At 70.8% G+C, this 18,512-nt stretch carries 16 protein-coding genes; 12 read left to right on the forward strand and 4 right to left on the reverse strand.

Annotation, left to right across the window (positions count from 1 at the left end):
- Nucleotides 1-1,487: tyrosine-protein kinase domain-containing protein (locus tag AC08OT_RS00455; protein ID WP_476602451.1), on the reverse strand; the 1,487-nt coding region annotated here is incomplete at its 3' end.
- A 117-nt stretch (nt 1,488-1,604) separates the two neighbouring features.
- Here AC08OT_RS00455 and AC08OT_RS00460 point away from each other — a divergent pair.
- On the forward strand, nt 1,605-3,554 hold the full coding sequence (locus tag AC08OT_RS00460) for a polysaccharide biosynthesis protein (protein ID WP_476592814.1): 1,950 nt from the start codon (nt 1,605-1,607) through the stop codon (nt 3,552-3,554).
- Nucleotides 3,555-3,634: 80 nt separating this feature from the next.
- On the opposite strand, the gene AC08OT_RS00465 is transcribed toward AC08OT_RS00460, so the two are convergent.
- Complete coding sequence (locus AC08OT_RS00465) at nt 3,635-4,735, reverse strand: NAD-dependent epimerase/dehydratase family protein (protein WP_476592813.1); 1,101 nt, start codon at nt 4,733-4,735, stop codon at nt 3,635-3,637.
- A 160-nt stretch (nt 4,736-4,895) separates the two neighbouring features.
- Between AC08OT_RS00465 and AC08OT_RS00470 the strand changes: the two genes are divergently transcribed.
- From AC08OT_RS00470 to AC08OT_RS00485, 4 genes are all read left to right on the forward strand, one after another.
- Nucleotides 4,896-5,222, forward strand: coding sequence for a PglD-related sugar-binding protein (locus AC08OT_RS00470; RefSeq protein ID WP_476592812.1), 327 nt, complete (start codon nt 4,896-4,898; stop codon nt 5,220-5,222).
- A 159-nt stretch (nt 5,223-5,381) separates the two neighbouring features.
- On the forward strand, nt 5,382-5,654 hold the full coding sequence (locus AC08OT_RS00475; RefSeq protein WP_476592811.1) for an acyltransferase: 273 nt from the start codon (nt 5,382-5,384) through the stop codon (nt 5,652-5,654).
- An 85-nt stretch (nt 5,655-5,739) separates the two neighbouring features.
- On the forward strand, nt 5,740-6,477 hold the full coding sequence (locus tag AC08OT_RS00480; protein WP_476592810.1) for a tyrosine-protein phosphatase: 738 nt from the start codon (nt 5,740-5,742) through the stop codon (nt 6,475-6,477).
- 85 nt (nt 6,478-6,562) lie between these two features.
- Nucleotides 6,563-7,090: a lytic transglycosylase domain-containing protein gene (locus tag AC08OT_RS00485; RefSeq protein WP_462186196.1), complete on the forward strand. Its 528-nt coding sequence runs from the start codon at nt 6,563-6,565 to the stop codon at nt 7,088-7,090.
- Nucleotides 7,091-7,122: 32 nt separating this feature from the next.
- On the opposite strand, the gene AC08OT_RS00490 is transcribed toward AC08OT_RS00485, so the two are convergent.
- Nucleotides 7,123-7,347 (reverse strand): RNA-binding S4 domain-containing protein, encoded by a 225-nt coding sequence (locus AC08OT_RS00490; RefSeq protein WP_011437857.1) that lies wholly within the window; start codon nt 7,345-7,347, stop codon nt 7,123-7,125.
- A 207-nt stretch (nt 7,348-7,554) separates the two neighbouring features.
- Between AC08OT_RS00490 and AC08OT_RS00495 the strand changes: the two genes are divergently transcribed.
- The 7 genes from AC08OT_RS00495 to AC08OT_RS00525 all read left to right on the forward strand — a co-directional run bounded on the left by AC08OT_RS00495 (nt 7,555) and on the right by AC08OT_RS00525 (nt 16,150).
- Nucleotides 7,555-9,102 (forward strand): PucR family transcriptional regulator, encoded by a 1,548-nt coding sequence (locus AC08OT_RS00495; RefSeq protein ID WP_476592809.1) that lies wholly within the window; start codon nt 7,555-7,557, stop codon nt 9,100-9,102.
- Nucleotides 9,103-9,318: 216 nt separating this feature from the next.
- A complete protein-coding gene (locus AC08OT_RS00500; RefSeq protein WP_476592808.1) occupies nt 9,319-10,341 on the forward strand; it encodes an ACP S-malonyltransferase in 1,023 nt (340 codons plus the stop codon).
- Nucleotides 10,338-11,285, forward strand: a complete 948-nt coding sequence (locus AC08OT_RS00505) for a beta-ketoacyl-ACP synthase 3 (RefSeq protein ID WP_476592807.1) — start codon at nt 10,338-10,340, stop codon at nt 11,283-11,285. Before AC08OT_RS00500 ends, AC08OT_RS00505 begins: the two co-directional genes overlap by 4 nt.
- A 176-nt stretch (nt 11,286-11,461) precedes the next feature.
- Entirely contained in the window at nt 11,462-11,710 is a 249-nt protein-coding gene (locus AC08OT_RS00510) for an acyl carrier protein (RefSeq protein WP_011437861.1), read from the forward strand.
- Nucleotides 11,707-12,933, forward strand: coding sequence for a beta-ketoacyl-ACP synthase II (gene fabF / locus AC08OT_RS00515; protein ID WP_476592806.1), 1,227 nt, complete (start codon nt 11,707-11,709; stop codon nt 12,931-12,933). Before AC08OT_RS00510 ends, fabF begins: the two co-directional genes overlap by 4 nt.
- Nucleotides 12,934-13,129: 196 nt before the next feature.
- Nucleotides 13,130-14,539 carry an acyl-CoA carboxylase subunit beta gene (locus AC08OT_RS00520; RefSeq protein ID WP_476592805.1) on the forward strand — a complete coding sequence of 470 codons (1,410 nt, stop codon included), beginning with the start codon at nt 13,130-13,132 and terminating at the stop codon, nt 14,537-14,539.
- Between the two features lie 288 nt (nt 14,540-14,827).
- Nucleotides 14,828-16,150, forward strand: a complete 1,323-nt coding sequence (locus AC08OT_RS00525) for an MFS transporter (RefSeq protein WP_476592804.1) — start codon at nt 14,828-14,830, stop codon at nt 16,148-16,150.
- On the opposite strand, the gene AC08OT_RS00530 is transcribed toward AC08OT_RS00525, so the two are convergent.
- Nucleotides 16,110-18,512 carry an AAA family ATPase gene (locus AC08OT_RS00530; protein ID WP_476596743.1) on the reverse strand — a complete coding sequence of 801 codons (2,403 nt, stop codon included), beginning with the start codon at nt 18,510-18,512 and terminating at the stop codon, nt 16,110-16,112. The two genes, AC08OT_RS00525 and AC08OT_RS00530, sit on opposite strands and share 41 nt — an antisense overlap.

Here is an 18,512-nt window from a genome sequence, read left to right on the forward strand (position 1 = left end):
GGTGGCGGCAGCGCCGGTGACGGAGGCGAGATGACCGGCCAGGCGGGCCGGACTCCGGAATCGGGCGCCGGGATCTCCAGGGTTCGGGGCGAGGAGGTCCTGGCGTGCCGGCCGCGTGGCGCGTAACCGTCGCGCGGGCCGTAGTCGTAGGCATCGGGTCCTTTGACCGGCACCATGTTCAGCACGGTGCCGATCATCCGGGCGTCGACCGCCCGCAGCGCCTCGACGGCCCGCCGGAGGTGCTCGCGGCGGGTCCGACCGGCCCGCATCACCAGCAGAACCCCCTCGACCCGGGTGGCGAGCACGGCCGCGTCGGTCACCGGTAGCAGGGGCGGGGCGTCGACCAGGATGATGTCGAAGCGGGCGGACAGCAGGTTGATGAGTTCGGCCATGCCCTTGGAGCCGAGCAGCTCGCTGGGATTCGGCGGGATGGGGCCGCTAGCGAGGACCTCTACGCGCCCCTCCCCGACCCGGCCCTCCCCCCAGGGCTGCAGGACGTCGTCGAGGTCCGCGGCGCCGATGAGGACCGAGGTGAGCCCAGCGGCGGACTCGACCCCGAGGTACTCGCCGAACGACGGCCGTCGCAGGTCCCCCTCGATCAGGCAGACCCGCGCACCGCCCTGCGCCAGGGTGATCGCGAGGTTGCAGGCCACGGTGGTCTTGCCCTCACCGGAGACCGCACTGCTCACCAGGATCGATCGAGGTCCGGTGTCCACCTCGATGAACTGCAGGTTGGTCCGCAGCTGGCGGAACGCCTCCGCCCGGGCCGAGCGGGGCCCGGTGTTGACAATGAGGGGATGCCGGGCGGCGGCACCGTCGTAGCCGATGACGGCGAGGTTGGGCAGCTCGGTCGTCTCACGGGCGTCGTCCTCACTGGACACGCTCGTGTCGAGGCGGTACCGGACGACCGCGGCGGCGATGCCGACGATCAGCCCGAGCAGCACTCCGAGCGCGAGGTCGCGGATCGGCTGGGGCGAGACGGGCGAGACGGGCAGCTTCGCGTGTTCCCAGACAGTCACCCGCACGGAGGGCGGTTCGTCGACCGACGGCGTCTCGATCTCCGCAATGGTGGTGGAGAACGCCTCACCGACAGCATCTGCGATGATCATGGCTCGTCTCGGGTCGGGATCGCGCACGACGGCCTGGAACAGCACGGTGTCCGGGACGGCGTGCGCGCTGATCTGGGCCCGCAGGGCCTCCGGAGTCGCGTGCAGGTGCAGGCGTGCGATCACGGCCGTCGCCACCCGCTCGCTGGCCACCAGGTTGGCGTAGGACTTGACGCGTTGCTGGGAGAACAGGCCTCCCTGGTAGGCCGAGACGGCTCCGGCGCCGTTGTCCGACGAGGAGACGACCATCGTCACCGAGGCGGCGTACTCTTTCGTCGTTCGCCAGGTCGCCGTGGCGGCCAGCAGCCCGCCGAGGACCATGCCGGCAATCATGATTATCCAGCTTCGGCGCAGAACACGGACGTAGTCGCGCAGCTCCACCCGTCGACCACCCTCCCGGGACCTCGGTCCCGACCACTCACCGTCATCGAAGACCGACTCAACATACTCGATGGGTAGTCATTCTTTTACTCTTAGCCACGCTTACTCTATGGCCTCATGTGGAGACGTAGAGTAGACGGAGTGAGTCATGGTCGGTGGACAGCACACATCGCACGGCGCGCCTCCCGGCTCAACCTCCGCCAGCGGGTTGGCCTGCAGATCACTCTGGACAGCGCGGCGCTGGTCCTGGGCCTCATCTCGGCCCAGATCGGCCGCTTGGACTTCACTCTCGGCGCGCTGAGCGATCTCGGCTTCTGGGTCATCTGCACGCTCGCCGTCTGCGTGCTCCACTTCCTGGGCACCGCCCTGCACCTCTACCTGGGGCGCTACCGCTTCGGCGGCTTCGAGGAGGTCCTCGGCCTGCTCGTGTCGGTCCTGCTCACGGTCGTCAGCGTGGTCGTCGTCATCGCCGTGTTCGGCTCCCCGAGACCCGTCCCGCTGAGCGTGCCGCCGCTGGGCGGCGCGGTGGCCCTGGTCGTGATGTTCGGCATCCGCTACCTCTGGCGGCTGACCGAGGAACACCTCCGCCGGCCGAACAGGGACCACGCCGAACCGCTCCTCGTGTTCGGCGCCGGTGACGGGGCCGAACGGGTACTGGCGGCCATGCTGCGCACCCGGGACAGTCCCTACTACCCGGTCGCGCTGCTCGACGACGACCCGAGCACGCACAACCTCCAGCTGCTCGGGGTCCGGGTACGTGGTGGCCGGGAGCGGATCGGCGCCGTCGCCGAGTCGACCGGGGCCAGAACCCTGCTCGTGGCGATCCCCAGCGCCGACGGCACACTGCTGCGGGAGATCAGCGCAATCGCCGAGGGCGCCGGGCTGACCGTGAAGGTGCTTCCCCGCGTCGCGGACCTGATCGACGGGCGGGTCGGCGTCGGGGACATCCGCGACCTCGACCTCGCCGACCTCCTCGGCCGGCGGCAGATCCGCACCGACATGTCCGCCGCCGCGAGCTACCTCGCGGGCCGACGGGTGCTCGTGACGGGGGCGGGCGGATCGATCGGCTCGGAGCTGTGCCGGCAGATCTCCGGCTACGGGCCGGCCGAACTGATCATGCTGGACCGGGACGAGTCGGCACTGCGCGCGGTGCAGCTGTCGATCTCCGGCCGGGCGATGCTCGACGACGACGCCATCGTGCTGGGCGACATCCGCGACATCGACCTGATGACCACACTGTTCACGGAGCGCCGGCCCGAGGTCGTCTTCCACGCCGCCGCGCTCAAACACCTCCCGTTGCTCGAACGCTTCCCCGGCGAGTCGGTGAAGACCAACGTCTGGGGCACCCTGACGATCCTGGAGACGGCCGTGGCCTGCGGCGTCGACCGGCTGGTCAACATCTCCACGGACAAGGCGGCGAACCCGACGAGCGCCCTCGGCTACTCGAAGCGGATCACCGAGCGGCTCACCGCGTGCCTCGCCCGCCGGGCCCGCGGAACGCTGGTCAGCGTCCGGTTCGGCAACGTCCTGGGCAGCAACGGTTCCGTCCTGACCGTCTTCGCCGGCCAGCTGGCCGCCGGCGGGCCGATCACCGTCACCCACCCCGAGGTCACCCGGTACTTCATGACCATCCACGAGGCGGTGCAGCTGGTCCTGCAGGCTGGGGCGCTGGGATCACCCGGCGAGGCCCTCGTGCTCGACATGGGCGAGCCGGTGCGCATCGCGGACGTGGCCGCCCGGCTCGTGGCTCGGGAGAACCGGCCGATCGAGATCGTCTACACCGGGCTTGGCCGCGGCGAGAAGCTCCATGAGGAGCTCCTCGGCGCAGGCGAGGACGACCATCGACCGCACCACCCGCTGATCTCGCACGTGGGCGTGCCCGCCCTGGACCCGACCCATGCCATCGCCCTCGATCCCTGGGCCCCGCCGGAAGAGGTGCTGGCCGAACTCGCGGCCCTCGCCGGCACGGACGCCGCGGCGGACGAGGTCCCGGCCGGCGCGGACGTGACCGGGCGGATTCCCATCCAGCCCACGGCGTCCAACCGTCGACCGCACCCGGCCCGGTAACCCGTTCGGGAAGGTCAAAAAGTCGTGAATGCCGACGATGGCAAGCGGATCGTTACAGCGATCCACATCACGGCGTGCCGTCACGGCGTGCCGTCACTGCCGCCTCGCACGGGGGCCGCACTCGCCGGTGCACGGGCCCCAGCCGTCACGGGAGGACGGCTGGGGCCGGTGCCCGGTCCGCCCGCCAGCCGGTCGGCGTACCAGGCCACGGTTGCCGTCAACGCGGTGGTGAGATCCGCCCCGGGCGCGTCCGGGAACAGCGAACGCATCGTCGTCGTGTCCGCCTGGGAGTCCCGGATCTCCCCGGGCCGGGGCGCGGCGTGCTCGACGACCAGCCGCCGGCCGAGGATCCCCTCCAGCCGGACGATCAGGGTGAGCAGGTCGGTACGGGTCCCGGACCCGATGTCGACCGGGTGTGGATGGGTCAGCCGGCGGCACACCGCATCGCACAGCATCCCGGTGACCAGCTCGACAGGGATGAAATCGCGCGTCTGCCGGCCGTCCCCGTGCACCGTCAGCGGCCGGCCGGCCAACGCAGCCTCGATAAAGGTCGGCACCACGGCCGCGTACGCGTGCCCGGCGGACTGGTACGGGCCGAACACGTCGAACAGTCTGACCGTGAGCACCGGCAGACCGAAACTGGCCTGGTAGGACAGCGCATATCCCTCGGCGGCGAGCTTCGAGGCCGCGAAGGGACTGCGCGGAAGGCACGGGGTGCCCGCCGACCGCGGCAGCGGGCCCGCGCCATCGGCGGCCGACCGGTCATCGGCCGCCGGTTGAACACCGGCCGCCGGCTGAGCACCAGCGGCCGATTGATCACCATAGACCGATGAGGAGGACACGACGACGACGTGCGTCTCGGCCCGGTGGGCGACGCCGAGCACCGTTAGGGTGCCGGTCGCGTTCACCGCGTGGGTGGCCATCGGGTCGAGCAACGACCGTTCGACCGACGGCCGGGCAGCCAGGTGCACGATGCTCGACGCTCCGGTGCACGCCTGTTCGACCAGCGTCCGGTCGGTCACGCTGCCGACGACGAGCTCGGCCGGCAGCCCGGCGAGATTCGACAGCGCCCCGGTGCTCAGATCGTCGATCACGACGACCTCCGCGCCCGCCGCGAGGAGCGCTCTGGTCAGGTGGGCCCCGATGAAGCCGGCCCCACCCGTCACGACTACCTTCACCATTCATCACCCTTCGAGATCATGATGATACGAATAGTAGTATGATCGGTCGCCTGCGCCGGCTATCTCTTCACGAAGAGCGACACCACGCCATCCAGAAGGTCCAATCGACTACTCTGAGTGTCAGATTGAACTCGTCTAGATCGGGGACTGCGGTCGCCGCGTGCCCGCTCACCTGCGCTCGCTGGTCATCGTGGGCGCGGGAGGGCACGGCCGGGAACTGCTCGATCTGGTGGAGGCGGTCAACGCGGCCACCGAGGGTCCCCGCTACGACGTCCTCGGCTTCGTCGATGACGACCGCGTGGACCCGGATCCACTCGCCCGGCGCGGAGCCGCGCTCCTCGGTGGACTCGACCTGCTCGATCGGCTCGACGCCGACTACCTGATCGGCTTCGTCGACGCGGCCACCCGGTCCCGCGTCGACCAGTACGCCAGCGCCCGCGGCCGGCGACCCTCGTCCATCCCCGGGCCAGCGTCGGAGGTGACGTGAAGCTCGGGCCGGGTACCGTCGTCTGTGCTCTTGCCAGCATCACCACCAACGTCGAAACCGGTCGGCACGTAGTGGTGAACATCGGCGCCAGCGTGGCACACGACTGCCGCCTGGGCGGACTATGTCACGGTCGCGCCGGGGGCCCGGCTCTCCGGTGCGGTGGCCGTCGGCGCGCGGGCGTGGATCGGCGCGCAGGCGAGCATCGTCGGCCTGCGCAGCATCGGCGACGGAGCGGTTGTGGGAGCCGGGTCCGTCGTCACCGACGACATCCGGGCCGCGCAGGTCGTCGCCGGGGTGCCCGCCCGGCCGATCCACATCGCACCCGAGCACGCCGCACCCGAGCAGCCGCAACCCGAGTCAGGTGGGGCACACACGACGGCGAGGCTCGCCAGCCCTCCGCCCAGTCAGCGGGACGCCCCACCGTGTGGCTGATCCGCACCCCTGACCCGACTGCGCCCAACGGGCCCGGCGGCACCACCTCGGGCTCTATGATCAGCATGTGGAGCGATGGTTCAACATGTCGGGTTGCGATAACGCGCGAGATCTGGGTGGGCTGCCTACCCTGGACGGTGCAACCACCCAATGGGGGGTGTTCCTGCGCACCGACTCCGTCCAGGCCCTAACGGGCGGTGACGTGCTCACGCTGCGGGAGACATTCGGGCTACGCATGGTCATCGACCTACGGGCCAAGAAGGAGGCGGAGCGGGAGGGCCGCGGGCCGCTCGCCTACGAACCGGTCGTTTACCACAACCTGTCCTTTCTCCCCGGTGAATGGGTGATGCCGGACGACCCGCGCTACCCTGCCATCGTCAAGGACCGCGACTCAGCCGACCGAATCGAGCACTACCTGGACTACCTGCGCCTGGCCGGGGACTCGGTGGCCAGGGCGCTGCACCTGCTGGCCCAGCCGGCGGCGGGCCCGGCCCTGTTCCACTGCGCGGCGGGAAAGGACCGTACCGGCGTGCTCGCTGCCCTGCTCCTCAGTCTCGTCGGCGTGCACCCCGAGGCGATCATCGCCGACTACGTCCAGACGAACGAGCGCATCGACCGAGTCAACGCCCGCCTGGCCGACCGACCGTCCTATAACCACTCGGTGACCTCACTCACCTCGGGCCAGCTGGCCTGCCGGCCCGAGGTCATGCGGGGCTTTCTGGCCGGTGTCGACACCGGTTGGGGCGGTCCCGCGGCTTGGGCTCGGCACACCGGTCTCACCGAGACCGACCTGCGGTCACTGCGCACGGCCCTGGTTGGATAGCTTCGCGTGGACGAAGACCCTCGGGACGTGGCATGACGACGTGGGCAACGGGACACCCCCGATCCCGGGGACGGACAATGTGCGGATGATCAATGGGGCGCCCGCACGTTCTACCCTGGCCGCGTTCATCGTCATCACCCTGATGAGCGGCTGTGGCGTACTGCGGTACCCCCACCTCGACGTGCCCGACGACCTGGTCCCGGTCTTCCGGTCCGCGGCGGCGACCTACGGTGTCCTGACCGCCGCGCAGCTCGCAGCGCAGGCCCGGGTGGAGAGCAAGTTCGACGCGCAGGCGGTCTCGCGCGCCGGCGCCCGGGGCATCATGCAGTTCCTCCCCACCACCTGGGCCGAATTCGGGATCGACGGCAACCACGACGGGATCACCGACCCACTCGACCCGCTCGACGCCATCCCGTCCGCGGCCTTCTACGAGGCCCGGCTCGCCCAGGAGGTCGGGTATCTACCCGGCGACCGGGTCTCGCTGATCCTGGCCGCCTACAACGCCGGCCCGAGCGCCGTGCGAACCGCCGGGGGCATCCCCGACTTCCAGGAGACCAGGGCCTACGTGGCGAAGGTCCACGGCTGGGCGGACACCTACTCCGACCGGCTCTGACGCCCGGTGACCGGCAGAGTCGTGGCGATGGCTCATAGGACCCGGAGTGCCTCGCCGGCCACGGCAACCTCGTCCCCCGGCGCGAGCTGCCGGCCCCGCCGGGTCTCGACCTCCCCGTTGACCCGCACCATCCCGCCCGCGAGCAGCTCCTTCACCTCGGACCCGGCCTCGACCACATCCGCGAGCTTGAGGAACTGCCCCAGCCGTATCCCGTCTCCACGAATGCTCACCTCGCGCATACCCGCAGCATCCCGCATCGCCTCCGCTCCCGCCCCACTCCCGCTCCTGTGGCCTTTCCCGCCTCGGCACCATCCCCCGTTCGGTGAATTCCACGCCCGGGACCAGGCCCGACCGACCGGGGTATCCCGAACCACCCGTCGGAGCCACCTGCCGGGACCGGCAATGCGCCGAGACCAGCGACGTGCCGGGACCGGCAATACACAGGGGTGCGGGACGGCTGAGGCATGCTGACGGGCGTGGCAGCCTCCTCCTCGGATTCCTCCTCGGACGCAGCGACCGGGACAGCCCGCCTTGAACCGGGGGCACCGCCCGTCCCCACACCGGCATCCGAGACCGAGCCGAGCCCCGAAGCCGAGCCGGTGCCGGAGCAATCCGTCGACTACCCGGAGCCGCGTATCCCCGATCTGGGCAATCCGTGGTCGGCCGGCGGGGCCAGCCCCAGACCCGACGGCGACCAAACCCGACCCACATCGACCGGGAGCACACCCGGCGGAGAAAGCACCAGCGAGGTGATCCGCCGGGTGGAACGGTCGAGCGGGATGCTCGCCTCCCGGGCGGCGGCCCGGATGGCGGAGGCGCTGCCCTGGTTCCCGGCCATGTCGGCCAGTCACCGCGCCGGAATTCAGCTCGTGGTGCAGGCCGGCATCTCGTCGTTCGTGGAGTGGTGCCGGCGGCCCGAACACGCCCGGGATCTGTCCGAGGACGTCTTCCGGGTCGCCCCGCGGGAACTCGTCCGCGCCGTGACCTTCCGCCGGCTCGTCGATCTGGTCCGGGTCGCGGTGGAGGCGATCGAGGCCGAGGTGCCGAACCTGGCCGGCCCGGAGCACGAGCAACGGCTGCTCGCCGATGTCCTGCGCTACTCCCGTGACATCGCGTTCGCCGGCGCGGTCGTCTACGCCCGCGCCGCCGAGGAACGCGGTGCCTGGGACGCCCGGCTGGAGGCGCTGGTCGTCGACCACGTGGTCCGGGGCGAGGTCGACCGGGCACTGCCGTCACGGGCGGCCGCGGTGGGCTGGCGTAACCCGCCGTCCGTCACCGTCATCGTCGGCACGGCCGGGAGCAACTCGCCGGAGGTGGTGGTCGACGAGGCGCACCGGCTCGCCCGCATGGCCCAACTGGAGGTTCTCGCCGGGGTCCACCATGATCGCCTGGTGATGGTGGTCGGCGGGAATTTCACTGCCGGCAAGGACGGCATCGGCCGTCCCGAGATGACCCTCCAACCGGAGAACAGCGTCGAACCTCCCCCCACCGCGGGTACCCGCCCGGCCGGCGGCACCGCGCCGGTGAACACCGTCCTCGACGCGGCCCGGGCGCTGCTTCCCGCCTGCGGGCCGGGCCCGGTGGTGATCGGCCCGGTGGTCGGTGACCTGACCGGGGCACCGCACGCGGCGCGGGTCGCCCTCGCCGCCACGGACGTGGTCGCCGCCTGGCCGGCCGCGCCCCGGCCGGTCATGGCCCGCGCCCTGCTCCCGGAACTCGCCCTCGCGGGGAACGTTGACGCCCGGCGGGCGCTCATCGACGAGGTGTACGTCCCGCTGCGCGACGCCGGTACCCCGCTACTGGAGACCGCCGGGGCCTATCTCGACTTCGGCTCGTCGCTGGAGGCGACGGCCCGGGCGCTGTATCTCCATACTAACACGGTCCGTTACCGACTCCGTAAGGCCGCCGAGGTGTGCGGGCTGGATCCGGCGGACCACCGCGAACGCTTCATCCTGCATATTGCGCTCGTTCTGGGACGCCTCGACGGTGTGTTACCTACAGGAAAAACATGATCGTTCAAGTCCTCCCACACCCCTCTCACTCCCGCGCGAGAATGGTCACATCGAACTACTTTGCAGGTCCCTCATGCCATTCCAGGCCGATGTCAGCGTCGCGCAGTAACGTCCGATCCAAACAGATCGGTTTGTAGGACACCTACAATAGCCGGTCGACACATCGGTGAGTAGCCGCCAGCGACAACCAGTCCTCGTGAGGGGTTAGGTGAACAGGTGCTCGCGATCCTCGCGCCCGGCCAGGGTGCACAGACCCCCGGACAGCTCCGCGCCTGGCGCGGTCTCGAGGGGGCGGAGGAACGGCTGCGCTGGTGGTCCGCCGCAGCCAGGATCGACCTGCTCGAAGCCGGGTGCGAGGCGCCCGCCGAGACAATCCGGGATACGGCGATCGCCCAGCCGTTGATCGTCGCGAGCGGGCTGGTCGCGGCCGAACAGCTCGGGCTGCCGGTCACCTCCCCGGTCGGATCGGACACCCTGGTGCTGGCCGGTCACAGCGTCGGCGAGATCACCGCTGCGGCCCTCACCGGTACCCTCACCGCCGAGGAGGCCCTCGTCCTGGTGGCCCTGCGGGGACGCGCGATGGCCGAGGCATCCGCCCGGGTCGAGACCGGCATGACGGCGCTGCTCGGCGGTGATCCCGAGGCGGTGACCGCCCGGTTGAGCGAACTCGGCCTGACCGCCGCCAACCGCAACGGTGCCGGGCAGATCGTCGCCGCCGGCACCGCCCGCGACCTCGCCCGGCTCGCCGCGGAGCCGCCCGCGGGTGTCCGGCTGCGTCCCCTGTCCGTCGCCGGCGCTTTTCACACCCGGCACATGTCCTCCGCGCGCGACGCGCTGGCCGCGGTCGCGGGCGGCATCCGGCCCGGGGTGCCGCGGGCCGCCGCGCTGTCCAACGCCGACGGGGCGATGGTCACCGACCCGGCCGAGCTGATCAGCCGGCTGGTGGCCCAGGTCGCGGCGCCGGTCCGGTGGGACCTGTGTCTCGCGACGCTGCGCGATCTCGGGGTCGGTGCGGTCGTCGAACTCCCCCCGGCCGGTGCTCTCACCGGGCTCGCCCGCCGGGAACTGCCCGGTGTCACGATCCACGCGGTGAAGAGCCCCGACGACCTGCCCGCAGCCCGCGAGCTGGTCGCCGAGTACCTCGGCGACCAGCTCCTGAGCGCGAGCCCGGCGGGCCCGGCCCCCGGAACTCCACCGGGCTCGACGACGGACGACGCCCTGGTGGGAGCGCAGGCATGACCGAGCTGACCGGTGCCCGCATGCTCGGCCTCGGCGTTTACCGCCCGGCCCGGGTGGTGACCAACGACGAGATCGCCCAGCGGGTCGATACCTCCGACGCCTGGATCCAGGCCCGTACCGGCATCGCCAGCCGGCGCATCGCCGACGACGAGGAGACCATCGTCGCGATGGGCGCCGCGGCCGCGGAGAAGGCGCTCGCCGCCGCCGGCCTCACCGCCGACTCGATCGATCTGGTGATCGGGGCGACCTGCACCTCTCCCTCCCAGATCCCGGGTGCCGGTCCGCAGATCGCCCATCGCATCGGGGCCGGCCGGGCCGGGGCGTTCGACATCAACGGCGCCTGCGCCGGTTTCAGCTACGCGGTGTCGACGGCCGCCGGCATGGTGCGCGCCGGCACCCTGCGCAACGTGCTCGTGGTGGCCACCGAAAGGCTGTCGGACTACACCGACTGGGACGATCGCAGCACCTGCATCCTGCTCGCCGACGGTGCCGGAGCAGCCGTGGTCGGCCCGGCGGAGACGAACGAGATCGGCCCCGCGGTCTGGGGGCACGACGGGTCCCGGCCCGAGACAATCCAGGTCCCCGGCTACGGCGACAACGTCTTCCGCATGGAGGGCCAGGCGGTGTTCCGCTGGGCGATCTCCCTGGTCCCGGTCCTCCGCCAGATCTGCGAGCAGGCCGGCGTGGCACCCGAGGACCTCGCGGGTATCGTTCCGCACCAGGCTAACCTGCGGGTCGTCGAAGCGTTGGTGACGGGTATCGGCGCCACGAACGCCGCCGTTGCCCGCGATGTGGTCGACGCCGGCAACACCTCCGCCGCAAGCATTCCGCTGGGACTCAGCCGGTTGCTGGAAAGCGGCGAGATCCGCCGGGGAGACCCAGTGCTGCTGTTCGGCTTCGGTGCCGGCCTGACCTACTGCGGGCAGCTCGTACGCTGTCCCTGACAACCTCGACCAACCCTCGGCGCCGCGACCGTCCCGCACCGCACTGCGGCGAGGCGTCCGATGACCACCAGCCCGACCGCGCCCCTGATCCAGGCGCCCGCGCTTCCGCGCTGGTACGCGGCAGCCCCGCGCACCACCCGCCACCGACCGACAACGTCCCATCAGGAGGAACAATCATGTCCCAAGCTGACATCCTCGCCGGTCTCGCCGTCATCCTCGAAGAGGTCGCCGGTGTCGACCCGGCCGACGTGACGGCCGACAAGACCTTCATCGACGACTTGGACGTGGACTCGCTGTCCATGGTCGAGGTGGTCGTCGCCGCGGAGGAGAAGTTCGGGGTGAAGATCCCGGACGACGACGTGAAGACCCTCAAGACCGTCGGTGACGCGGTTTCCTACATTCAGCGGGCAGGTGTCGCGGCGTGACCACGACCCCCAGGCAGGTCGTCGTCACCGGCCTCGGGGCTACCACTCCCCTCGGTGGCGATGTCGCCTCGACGTGGGAGGGTCTGCTCTCGGGCCGCTCCGGCGTCCGGCGTCTCACCGAGGACTGGGTCGAGCAGCTCCCGGTCCAGATCGCCGCGCCGCTGGCGGTGGAGCCGCCGCTGGGTCGGGTCGAGGCTCGTACCCTCGACCGCAGCCAGCAGCTGGCTCTGACCGCCGCGCGTGAGGCGTGGGCTGACGCGGGCTCACCCGAGGTCGACCAGGAGCGCCTCGCCGCGTGTGTGGCCTCGGGGATCGGGGGCGTGCTCACCCTGCTCCACCAGCATGACGTGATCCGGGAGAAGGGCCCCCGGCGGGTGTCCCCGCACCTGGTGCCGATGCTCATGCCGAACGGCCCGGCCAGCACCGTGGGCCTGGCGTTCGGCGCGAAGGCGGGGGTGCACGCCCCAGTCAGCGCGTGCGCCTCCGGGTCGGAGGCCATCGCGCTGGCGCTGGACATCATCCGAGCCAGGCGCGCCGACGTCGTGATCGCCGGCGGTAGCGAGGCGGCGATCTCGGCGCTGACCATGGCCGGCTTCGCGCAGATGCAGGCGCTGTCCCGCCGCAACGACGCACCCGAGGCCGCCTCCCGTCCGTTCGACAAGGCACGGGACGGCTTCGTGCTCGGCGAGGGCGCGGCGATCCTCATCCTCGAGTCGGCCGAGCACGCGGCCGCCCGCGGTGCCCGGGTTCACGGCACCCTGGCCGGCGCCGGCATCAGCTCGGACGCCTACCACATCGCCGCGCCGGAGCCGACCGGTGCCGGCGCGGCCCGGGCGATCCGGGCGGCGCTGCGGTCCGGCTCATTGGAATCCCGTGACATCGTCCACGTCAACGCCCACGCCACGTCCACCCCCGCCGGTGACGCGGCGGAGGCGCTGGCGTTGCGCAGCGCCTTCGGCGACCACACCGGCGAGATCGCGGTGACGTCGACCAAGTCGACCACCGGGCACCTGCTCGGTGCCGCCGGCGCGGTCGAGGCCGTGTTCAGCGTCTTGGCGCTGCGGGAACGCCTGGTTCCCGCGACGCGCAACCTCGATGCTCTCGACGACGAGATCGCGCTCGACGTCGTGCGGATCGACAACCGGACAATCGGCCCGGGCGCCGCGCTGTCGAACTCGTTCGGGTTCGGCGGTCACGACATCTGCCTGGCCTTCACCGCCTGACCAGCCGCACCACCACCACCCGATGTCACCCGCCGCGGCGCCGGCCACCCCACCACCGCCGCGACACCGCCCGCCGTTCCGGCGAGCGTCATGATCGCCGGACCGAGTGCTCAGCGGAAGCCGGCGCATACCACAGGTGGTCGCGTATCGGCCTCCTGCGAAGCAGTCCGACGCCGCTCAGGCAAGGAGACGCACGGTGAGTCTGTCCACGATCGACCGAGTCGACCCCCGCACGCCTCAGGCTCGGCTCGCCCGGTTTTTCGATCCAGACACCCTGTCGCTATTCGCGGTCGGCGACACGTCCGGAGTCGTTGCCGGGCAAGGGCTTATCGACGGGAACGAAATCGTCGCCTTCGCGACCGACCCAACGGTACAGGGTGGCGCAATGGGGCGCGACGGCTGTGCCCGCATCGTTCATGCCATCGAGTCCGCCGTCCGGATGAACTGCCCGGTCGTCGGGATCTGGCACTCGGGAGGCGCCCGGCTTCAGGAGGGTGTCGCCTCGCTTGACGGAGTCGGCCGGATCTTCGCCGCCACGGTGCGGGCCTCCGGCCGGATCCCGCAGCTCTCGCTCGTGCTCGGGGCCGCCGCCGGTGGGGCCGCCTACGGGCCGGCCCTGACCGACATCGTCATCATGGGCCCGGGAGCGAAGGCGTTCGTCACCGGCCCGGACGTGGTGCGTTCGGTGACCGGTGAGGAATGCACCGCCGACAGCCTGGGTGGGCCGGACGTGCACTCCAGGCGCAGCGGCGTCGTGCACGTGACCTGCGACTCCGAGGACGAGGCCGTCGAGCGGACCCGGGCGGTCGCGGTGCTGCTGGCCGATCAGCGCGACATCGGCCCCGTCACCGGACGCGAGCTCGGGGAACTGCTGCCCGACAATCCCCGGCGGGCCTACGACGTGCGTCCGCTCGTGAAGGCGGTGCTCGACGACGAGGACGAGGCCGTCGAGCTGCACCCGAGGTGGGCGCCGAACATCGTGACGGTGCTGGGGCGCCTCGGCGGGCGTACCGTCGGGGTGGTCGCGAACAACCCGCTGCGCCGTGGTGGATGCCTTGACGCGACCTCGGCTGAGAAGGCCTCCCGGTTCGTCCGGATGTGCGACTCCTTCGGTGTTCCGCTGGTCGTGCTCGTCGACGTGCCCGGTTACCTGCCGGGTGTGGGCCAGGAATGGGAAGGCGTGGTCCGGCGGGGAGCGAAGCTGCTCTACGCCTTCTCCGAATGCACCGTGCCGCGCGTCACCGTCGTGACCCGCAAAGCGTACGGCGGCGCGTACATCGCAATGAACGCCAGCAGCCTGGGCGCGACCGCCGTGTACGCCTGGCCGACCGCCCAGGTCGCCGTCATGGGCGCCGAGGCCGCCGTCGGCATTCTGCACCGCCGCAAGCTCGCCGAGGTCCCGGCCCAGCGCCGCCCCAGCGTCCTGGCGGAGCTGACCGAGGAGCACATCCGCACCGTCGGTGGCATCGACCGCGCCGTGGAACTCGGCGTCGTCGACGCGGTCGTCACCCCCGCCGCCACCCGGGGCGCGGTTGCCTCCGCCCTCGCCGACGCACTGACCCGTTCCCGCACCGACAAGAACGTGCACGGCAACATCCCCCTGTAACATCCGGATCCCCCCGTTAGTACTGGGATTCCGGCAGCACAAGATCCCCGATAACACCGGATCCCCGATAACACAAGATCCCGGTAACCGGGCGGCGACCATGGCAGCCGGCGCTTCGCATAGCGGGCCGCGATGCGGTGAACTCCAACCGACACCCCGCCCGTATCGCCAGGGCCACTCCTGGCGAGCAGAGCCACTCTGTTACTAGAACCCGCTCTGGAGGAAAATGTTTACCTGATGCGAAATAACGATCTGCCGGCCGGCGTTGCCCTCGCTGGAGGTGCACGTATGACCCTGCAGATGGAGAAGGTAGCCGGTTCGGCATCGAAGGCGGCAGGTGGCACGTTCGCCGCCCTGCGGGTGCCGAACTTCCGGCTCTTCCTCGGCGGCCAGATCGTTTCGCTCTGCGGGACATGGATGCAGACCATCGCCCTCGGCTGGCTGGTCCTCTCGCTCGGCGCCTCCGGCACGGCGCTCGGCCTCGTCACCGCCGCCCAGTTCCTGCCGGTGCTGTTCTTCGGGCCCTACGGCGGTCTGCTCGCCGACCGGACGGACCGGCGCCGCCTGCTGATCTGCACGCAGGTGGGTTCCGGGCTCGCCGCGCTGGCTCTGGGCATCCTCGACCTCACCGGTACGGCCCAGCTCTGGATGGTCGGGGTGGCCGCCGCGCTCATCGGCCTGTGCAACGCCGTCGACAACCCGGCCCGGCAGAGCTTTGTCCAGGAGATGGTCGGGCCGGAGCACCTTCCGAACGCGGTCACCCTGAACTCGGTCGCGATAAACGCGGCGCGCATCGTCGGCCCGGCGATCGCCGGCGTCGTCATCGTGCTCGCGGGCACCGCCGGCTGTTTCCTCATCAACGCGGCCTCCTTCGGCGCGGTCCTGTTCGCCCTGCACCGCCTGGACATCTCAGCGCTGTACGATCATCCGCCGATACACCGGGCGCCGGGGCAGCTGCGGGCCGGCTTCGCCTACGTGCGCCGCACGCCGGCGCTGCGCGTACCGTTGGTCATGATGGTGGTGATCGGCACGCTGTCCTACGAGTTCCAGGTCGTGCTGCCGCTCCTGGCCCGGGAGACCTTCGGGGGCACCGCGGCCACGTACAGCCTGATGACCTCGGCCATGGGAGCGGGCGCGGTCGTCGGCGGCCTGCTGGTCGCCCGCCGCCGCCGGATCGGGCCCCGGGCCCTGAGCCTGACCGCGATGACCTTCGGTGTCATCCTGCTGCTCGCCGCCGCCGCGCCGACGCTGCCGCTCGAGATCGCGACGATGGTGCTACTGGGCGCGACGAGCGTCGCCTTCATCTCGACCGGGAACGCCACGGTCCAGCTCTCGGCCGACCCGGCAATGCGCGGGCGGGTGATGGCGCTGTGGTCGGTCGCCTTCCTCGGCACGACGCCGGTCGGCGGCCCGATCGCCGGCTGGGTCGCCCAGGCCTTCGGCGCGCGCGCTGGGTTGCTCCTGGCCGCGGGCGCGGCCATCGGCGCGGCGTTGTACGCCTTCGGCTCCCTTCGGACCAAGACCGTGAAGGGCAAGACCGTGCAGGGCACACGTCCGGACCCGGGTCGGCTCAGTCCGATCCGGCCGCGGGTGCCGCCTCGGCGGGGCTGACGGCCGCCCGGCCGAGGTCGGGGAGTGTGTGCAGCTCATGGGTCTGCCCACGATGAGCCTGGACCGCGTTGGAGTGATAGCTCTCGGCGACAGCAAGGAAGTCGGGCTCGTGGTAACGGCGGCCGTCGACGGTGGGACCGAGGTGCCCCTCCATAATGGCCTCCACATCCTCACCGGTGATCGTCTTGTGGGTCTCCAGTGCGTGGGTGAGGGCCAGGATCTCCCGCCGGTTCGCGGCGAGCACCTTCTCGGTACGGGCGTAGAGCTCCCGAAGTTTGCCCTCGACCTGCTCGCCGAACGGCCGGTCGGCGTCGATGGAGGCGTTACCCATCTCCTGTTCCAGCATGGACAGGCGCGAGGCCAGAGTCTCCCCCATCGCCGCCGAGGAGATGAAGTTGGCCACGAGCAGGGTCGCGCTGCGCAGGTCGCCGCCGACACCGACGGTGTTGTCCCCCTCGAAGAACATCCGTTCGCCGACGAGCGAGGCGAGGGAGACCATCACCTGCACCTCGATCTCGGACTTCCACATGAACATGCGGTCCTCGACCGCGACGTGCGCCACGAACCCGCCGACGCCGCCGCGGCGTTCGATGGTGGCGAGGTCGATCACCCGCCCGCGCTGCATCCGGTAGGCGACGACGGCGTGGCACGCCTCGTGCAGGGCGATGCTGTGCCGCTCCCGGTCGATGTGCTCGTGGTCGTCGGCGAGGCCGTATTCCTTGATCACCCTGGCCCGGAGCATGTCCTGCCAGGTGATGACCTCCCGGCCGTCCTTCACCGCCTGGACCAGAGCCTCGTTGACGGTGTCCTTGATGGTCGCCCCGGTGGCCTCCGGGCTCATGATGGCCAGCCGGTCGATCTGATCCGGCGTGAGCTCGTGGCACACCTTCGACAGATAGCCCTCGAAGGTGCGGATCCGGCCCTCCTTACTGGGATAGCCCACCTTGTACTGCCGGTCGATGCGGCCGGGGCGCAGCAGTGCCTCGTCGAGCGACTGCGGCATGTTCGTCGCCATCATGACGAGGATGCGGTACTTGGGCGGTGGCTTGGGCCGCATGCCCAACGTCCGGCGCACCACCCGGTTGAGGAAGCCCCGCGGCTTCTTCAGGCCGGACATCTCGGTGAGCAGCGCCTGCAGGGTGCCGTCGAAACCACCGCCCCCGCCCCCGCCCACCACAAACTGCTCACGGGTGATCTCCACGCGGGCCGCCCCGCTCAGGTAGGACAGGCCGTTGCACAGGTCCCCCGGAGCGGCCTCGCCCACCGATCCGGGGGACCCCGAACGGGCGAACCACGACCGGGCGCCGGTTCCGGCCCCGCGGCCGAATCCCCCGGCGAGCTGACCCCGGCTCCCCAGCGTGTCGGCCTCGTCGAAGAAGACGATCACCCCGCCATAACGCAGGGAGAGCTTGCGCAGCTTGCGGAACAGCGATTTCACCTTGAGGATGCCGACCCCAATGAACATCGCCTGGAAGGCACCCGGGTCGACGAACACGAAGGGCTTCCCGGTCTCTCCCGCGACCGCCTCGGCGATGAGCGTCTTGCCGGTGCCCGGCGGCCCCCAGAGCAGGATGCCGCCGGGAACATGACCACCCCGGCTCTCGATCTCCTCCGGCCGTTCCAGGTAGAAAACGTTCTCCTTCACCCGGCTGACGACGTGGTCCTGCCCCCACACGTCGGCGAAGCGGGTGGTGATGTCCTCGGGGAAGTAGACGTCGACGCCGCCCTTGGACAGGAACCAGAACATCACGACGAACTGGCCGACGACGAGGACCATGAGCAGGACGATCTGCAGAACCGCCGGGATGGCCTTCCAGACGGCGCCGGGGGCGTTCACCATCGCGTCGAAGACCGAGGTGTCGGCCAGGCGGGCGTAGACGAACAGGACGAGCGCGGCCCCGACGATCCACTTCAGCGCACGGCTGACCCGGTACCGGTTCCAGTCGTTGAGCCGCAGGAGCCGACGCTCGGCCTGCCCGAAGACCCGATCGGTCCAGAAGACGTAGTAGCCCGACCACCGTTCGCCCAGGAACATGTGGAGCTGGTGCACCAGTTCCACGCCCAGCAGGGCCAGGATCCACCAACTGTTCCTGGCCTGGATGCGGATCGAGTCGGCCCACGTCATCAACGGGTTGCCGGACACGTCGGCCGCCACGACGAAGACGAAGACCGCCCCGAGCAGGAGCAGGAACTTCACCCGGTCCCAGAAGGCGAGGGGACGGCGGCGTGGCTTGCCGGCGGTCGCGCTCGCCGGTTCCGCCTCCGTATCCGTGCCACCGGGGCCGGGACCGGCCGGACCGGCGGCATTCGGCTTCGGGTCCCCGCCGTCGGCGGTCCCACCTGCCTGGTCTCTCACGCCCAT

It is taken from the genome of Frankia sp. CgJB1 (assembly GCF_977947065.1).

Bases quoted from the DNA above. Each gene is read 5' to 3' on its own strand.
- AC08OT_RS00480 (WP_476592810.1), top strand. From the start codon at position 5,740: ATGTCGGGTTGCGATAACGCGCGAGATCTGGGTGGGCTGCCTACCCTG.
- AC08OT_RS00460 (WP_476592814.1), top strand. From the start codon at position 1,605: ATGTGGAGACGTAGAGTAGACGGAGTGAGTCATGGTCGGTGGACAGCA.
- AC08OT_RS00465 (WP_476592813.1), bottom strand. From the start codon at position 4,735: ATGGTGAAGGTAGTCGTGACGGGTGGGGCCGGCTTCATCGGGGCCCAC.
- AC08OT_RS00530 (WP_476596743.1), bottom strand. From the start codon at position 18,512: ATGGGCGTGAGAGACCAGGCAGGTGGGACCGCCGACGGCGGGGACCCG.
- AC08OT_RS00525 (WP_476592804.1), top strand. From the start codon at position 14,828: ATGACCCTGCAGATGGAGAAGGTAGCCGGTTCGGCATCGAAGGCGGCA.
- AC08OT_RS00485 (WP_462186196.1), top strand. From the start codon at position 6,563: ATGATCAATGGGGCGCCCGCACGTTCTACCCTGGCCGCGTTCATCGTC.
- AC08OT_RS00495 (WP_476592809.1), top strand. From the start codon at position 7,555: ATGCTGACGGGCGTGGCAGCCTCCTCCTCGGATTCCTCCTCGGACGCA.
- AC08OT_RS00505 (WP_476592807.1), top strand. From the start codon at position 10,338: ATGACCGAGCTGACCGGTGCCCGCATGCTCGGCCTCGGCGTTTACCGC.
- AC08OT_RS00490 (WP_011437857.1), bottom strand. From the start codon at position 7,347: ATGCGGGATGCTGCGGGTATGCGCGAGGTGAGCATTCGTGGAGACGGG.
- AC08OT_RS00510 (WP_011437861.1), top strand. From the start codon at position 11,462: ATGTCCCAAGCTGACATCCTCGCCGGTCTCGCCGTCATCCTCGAAGAG.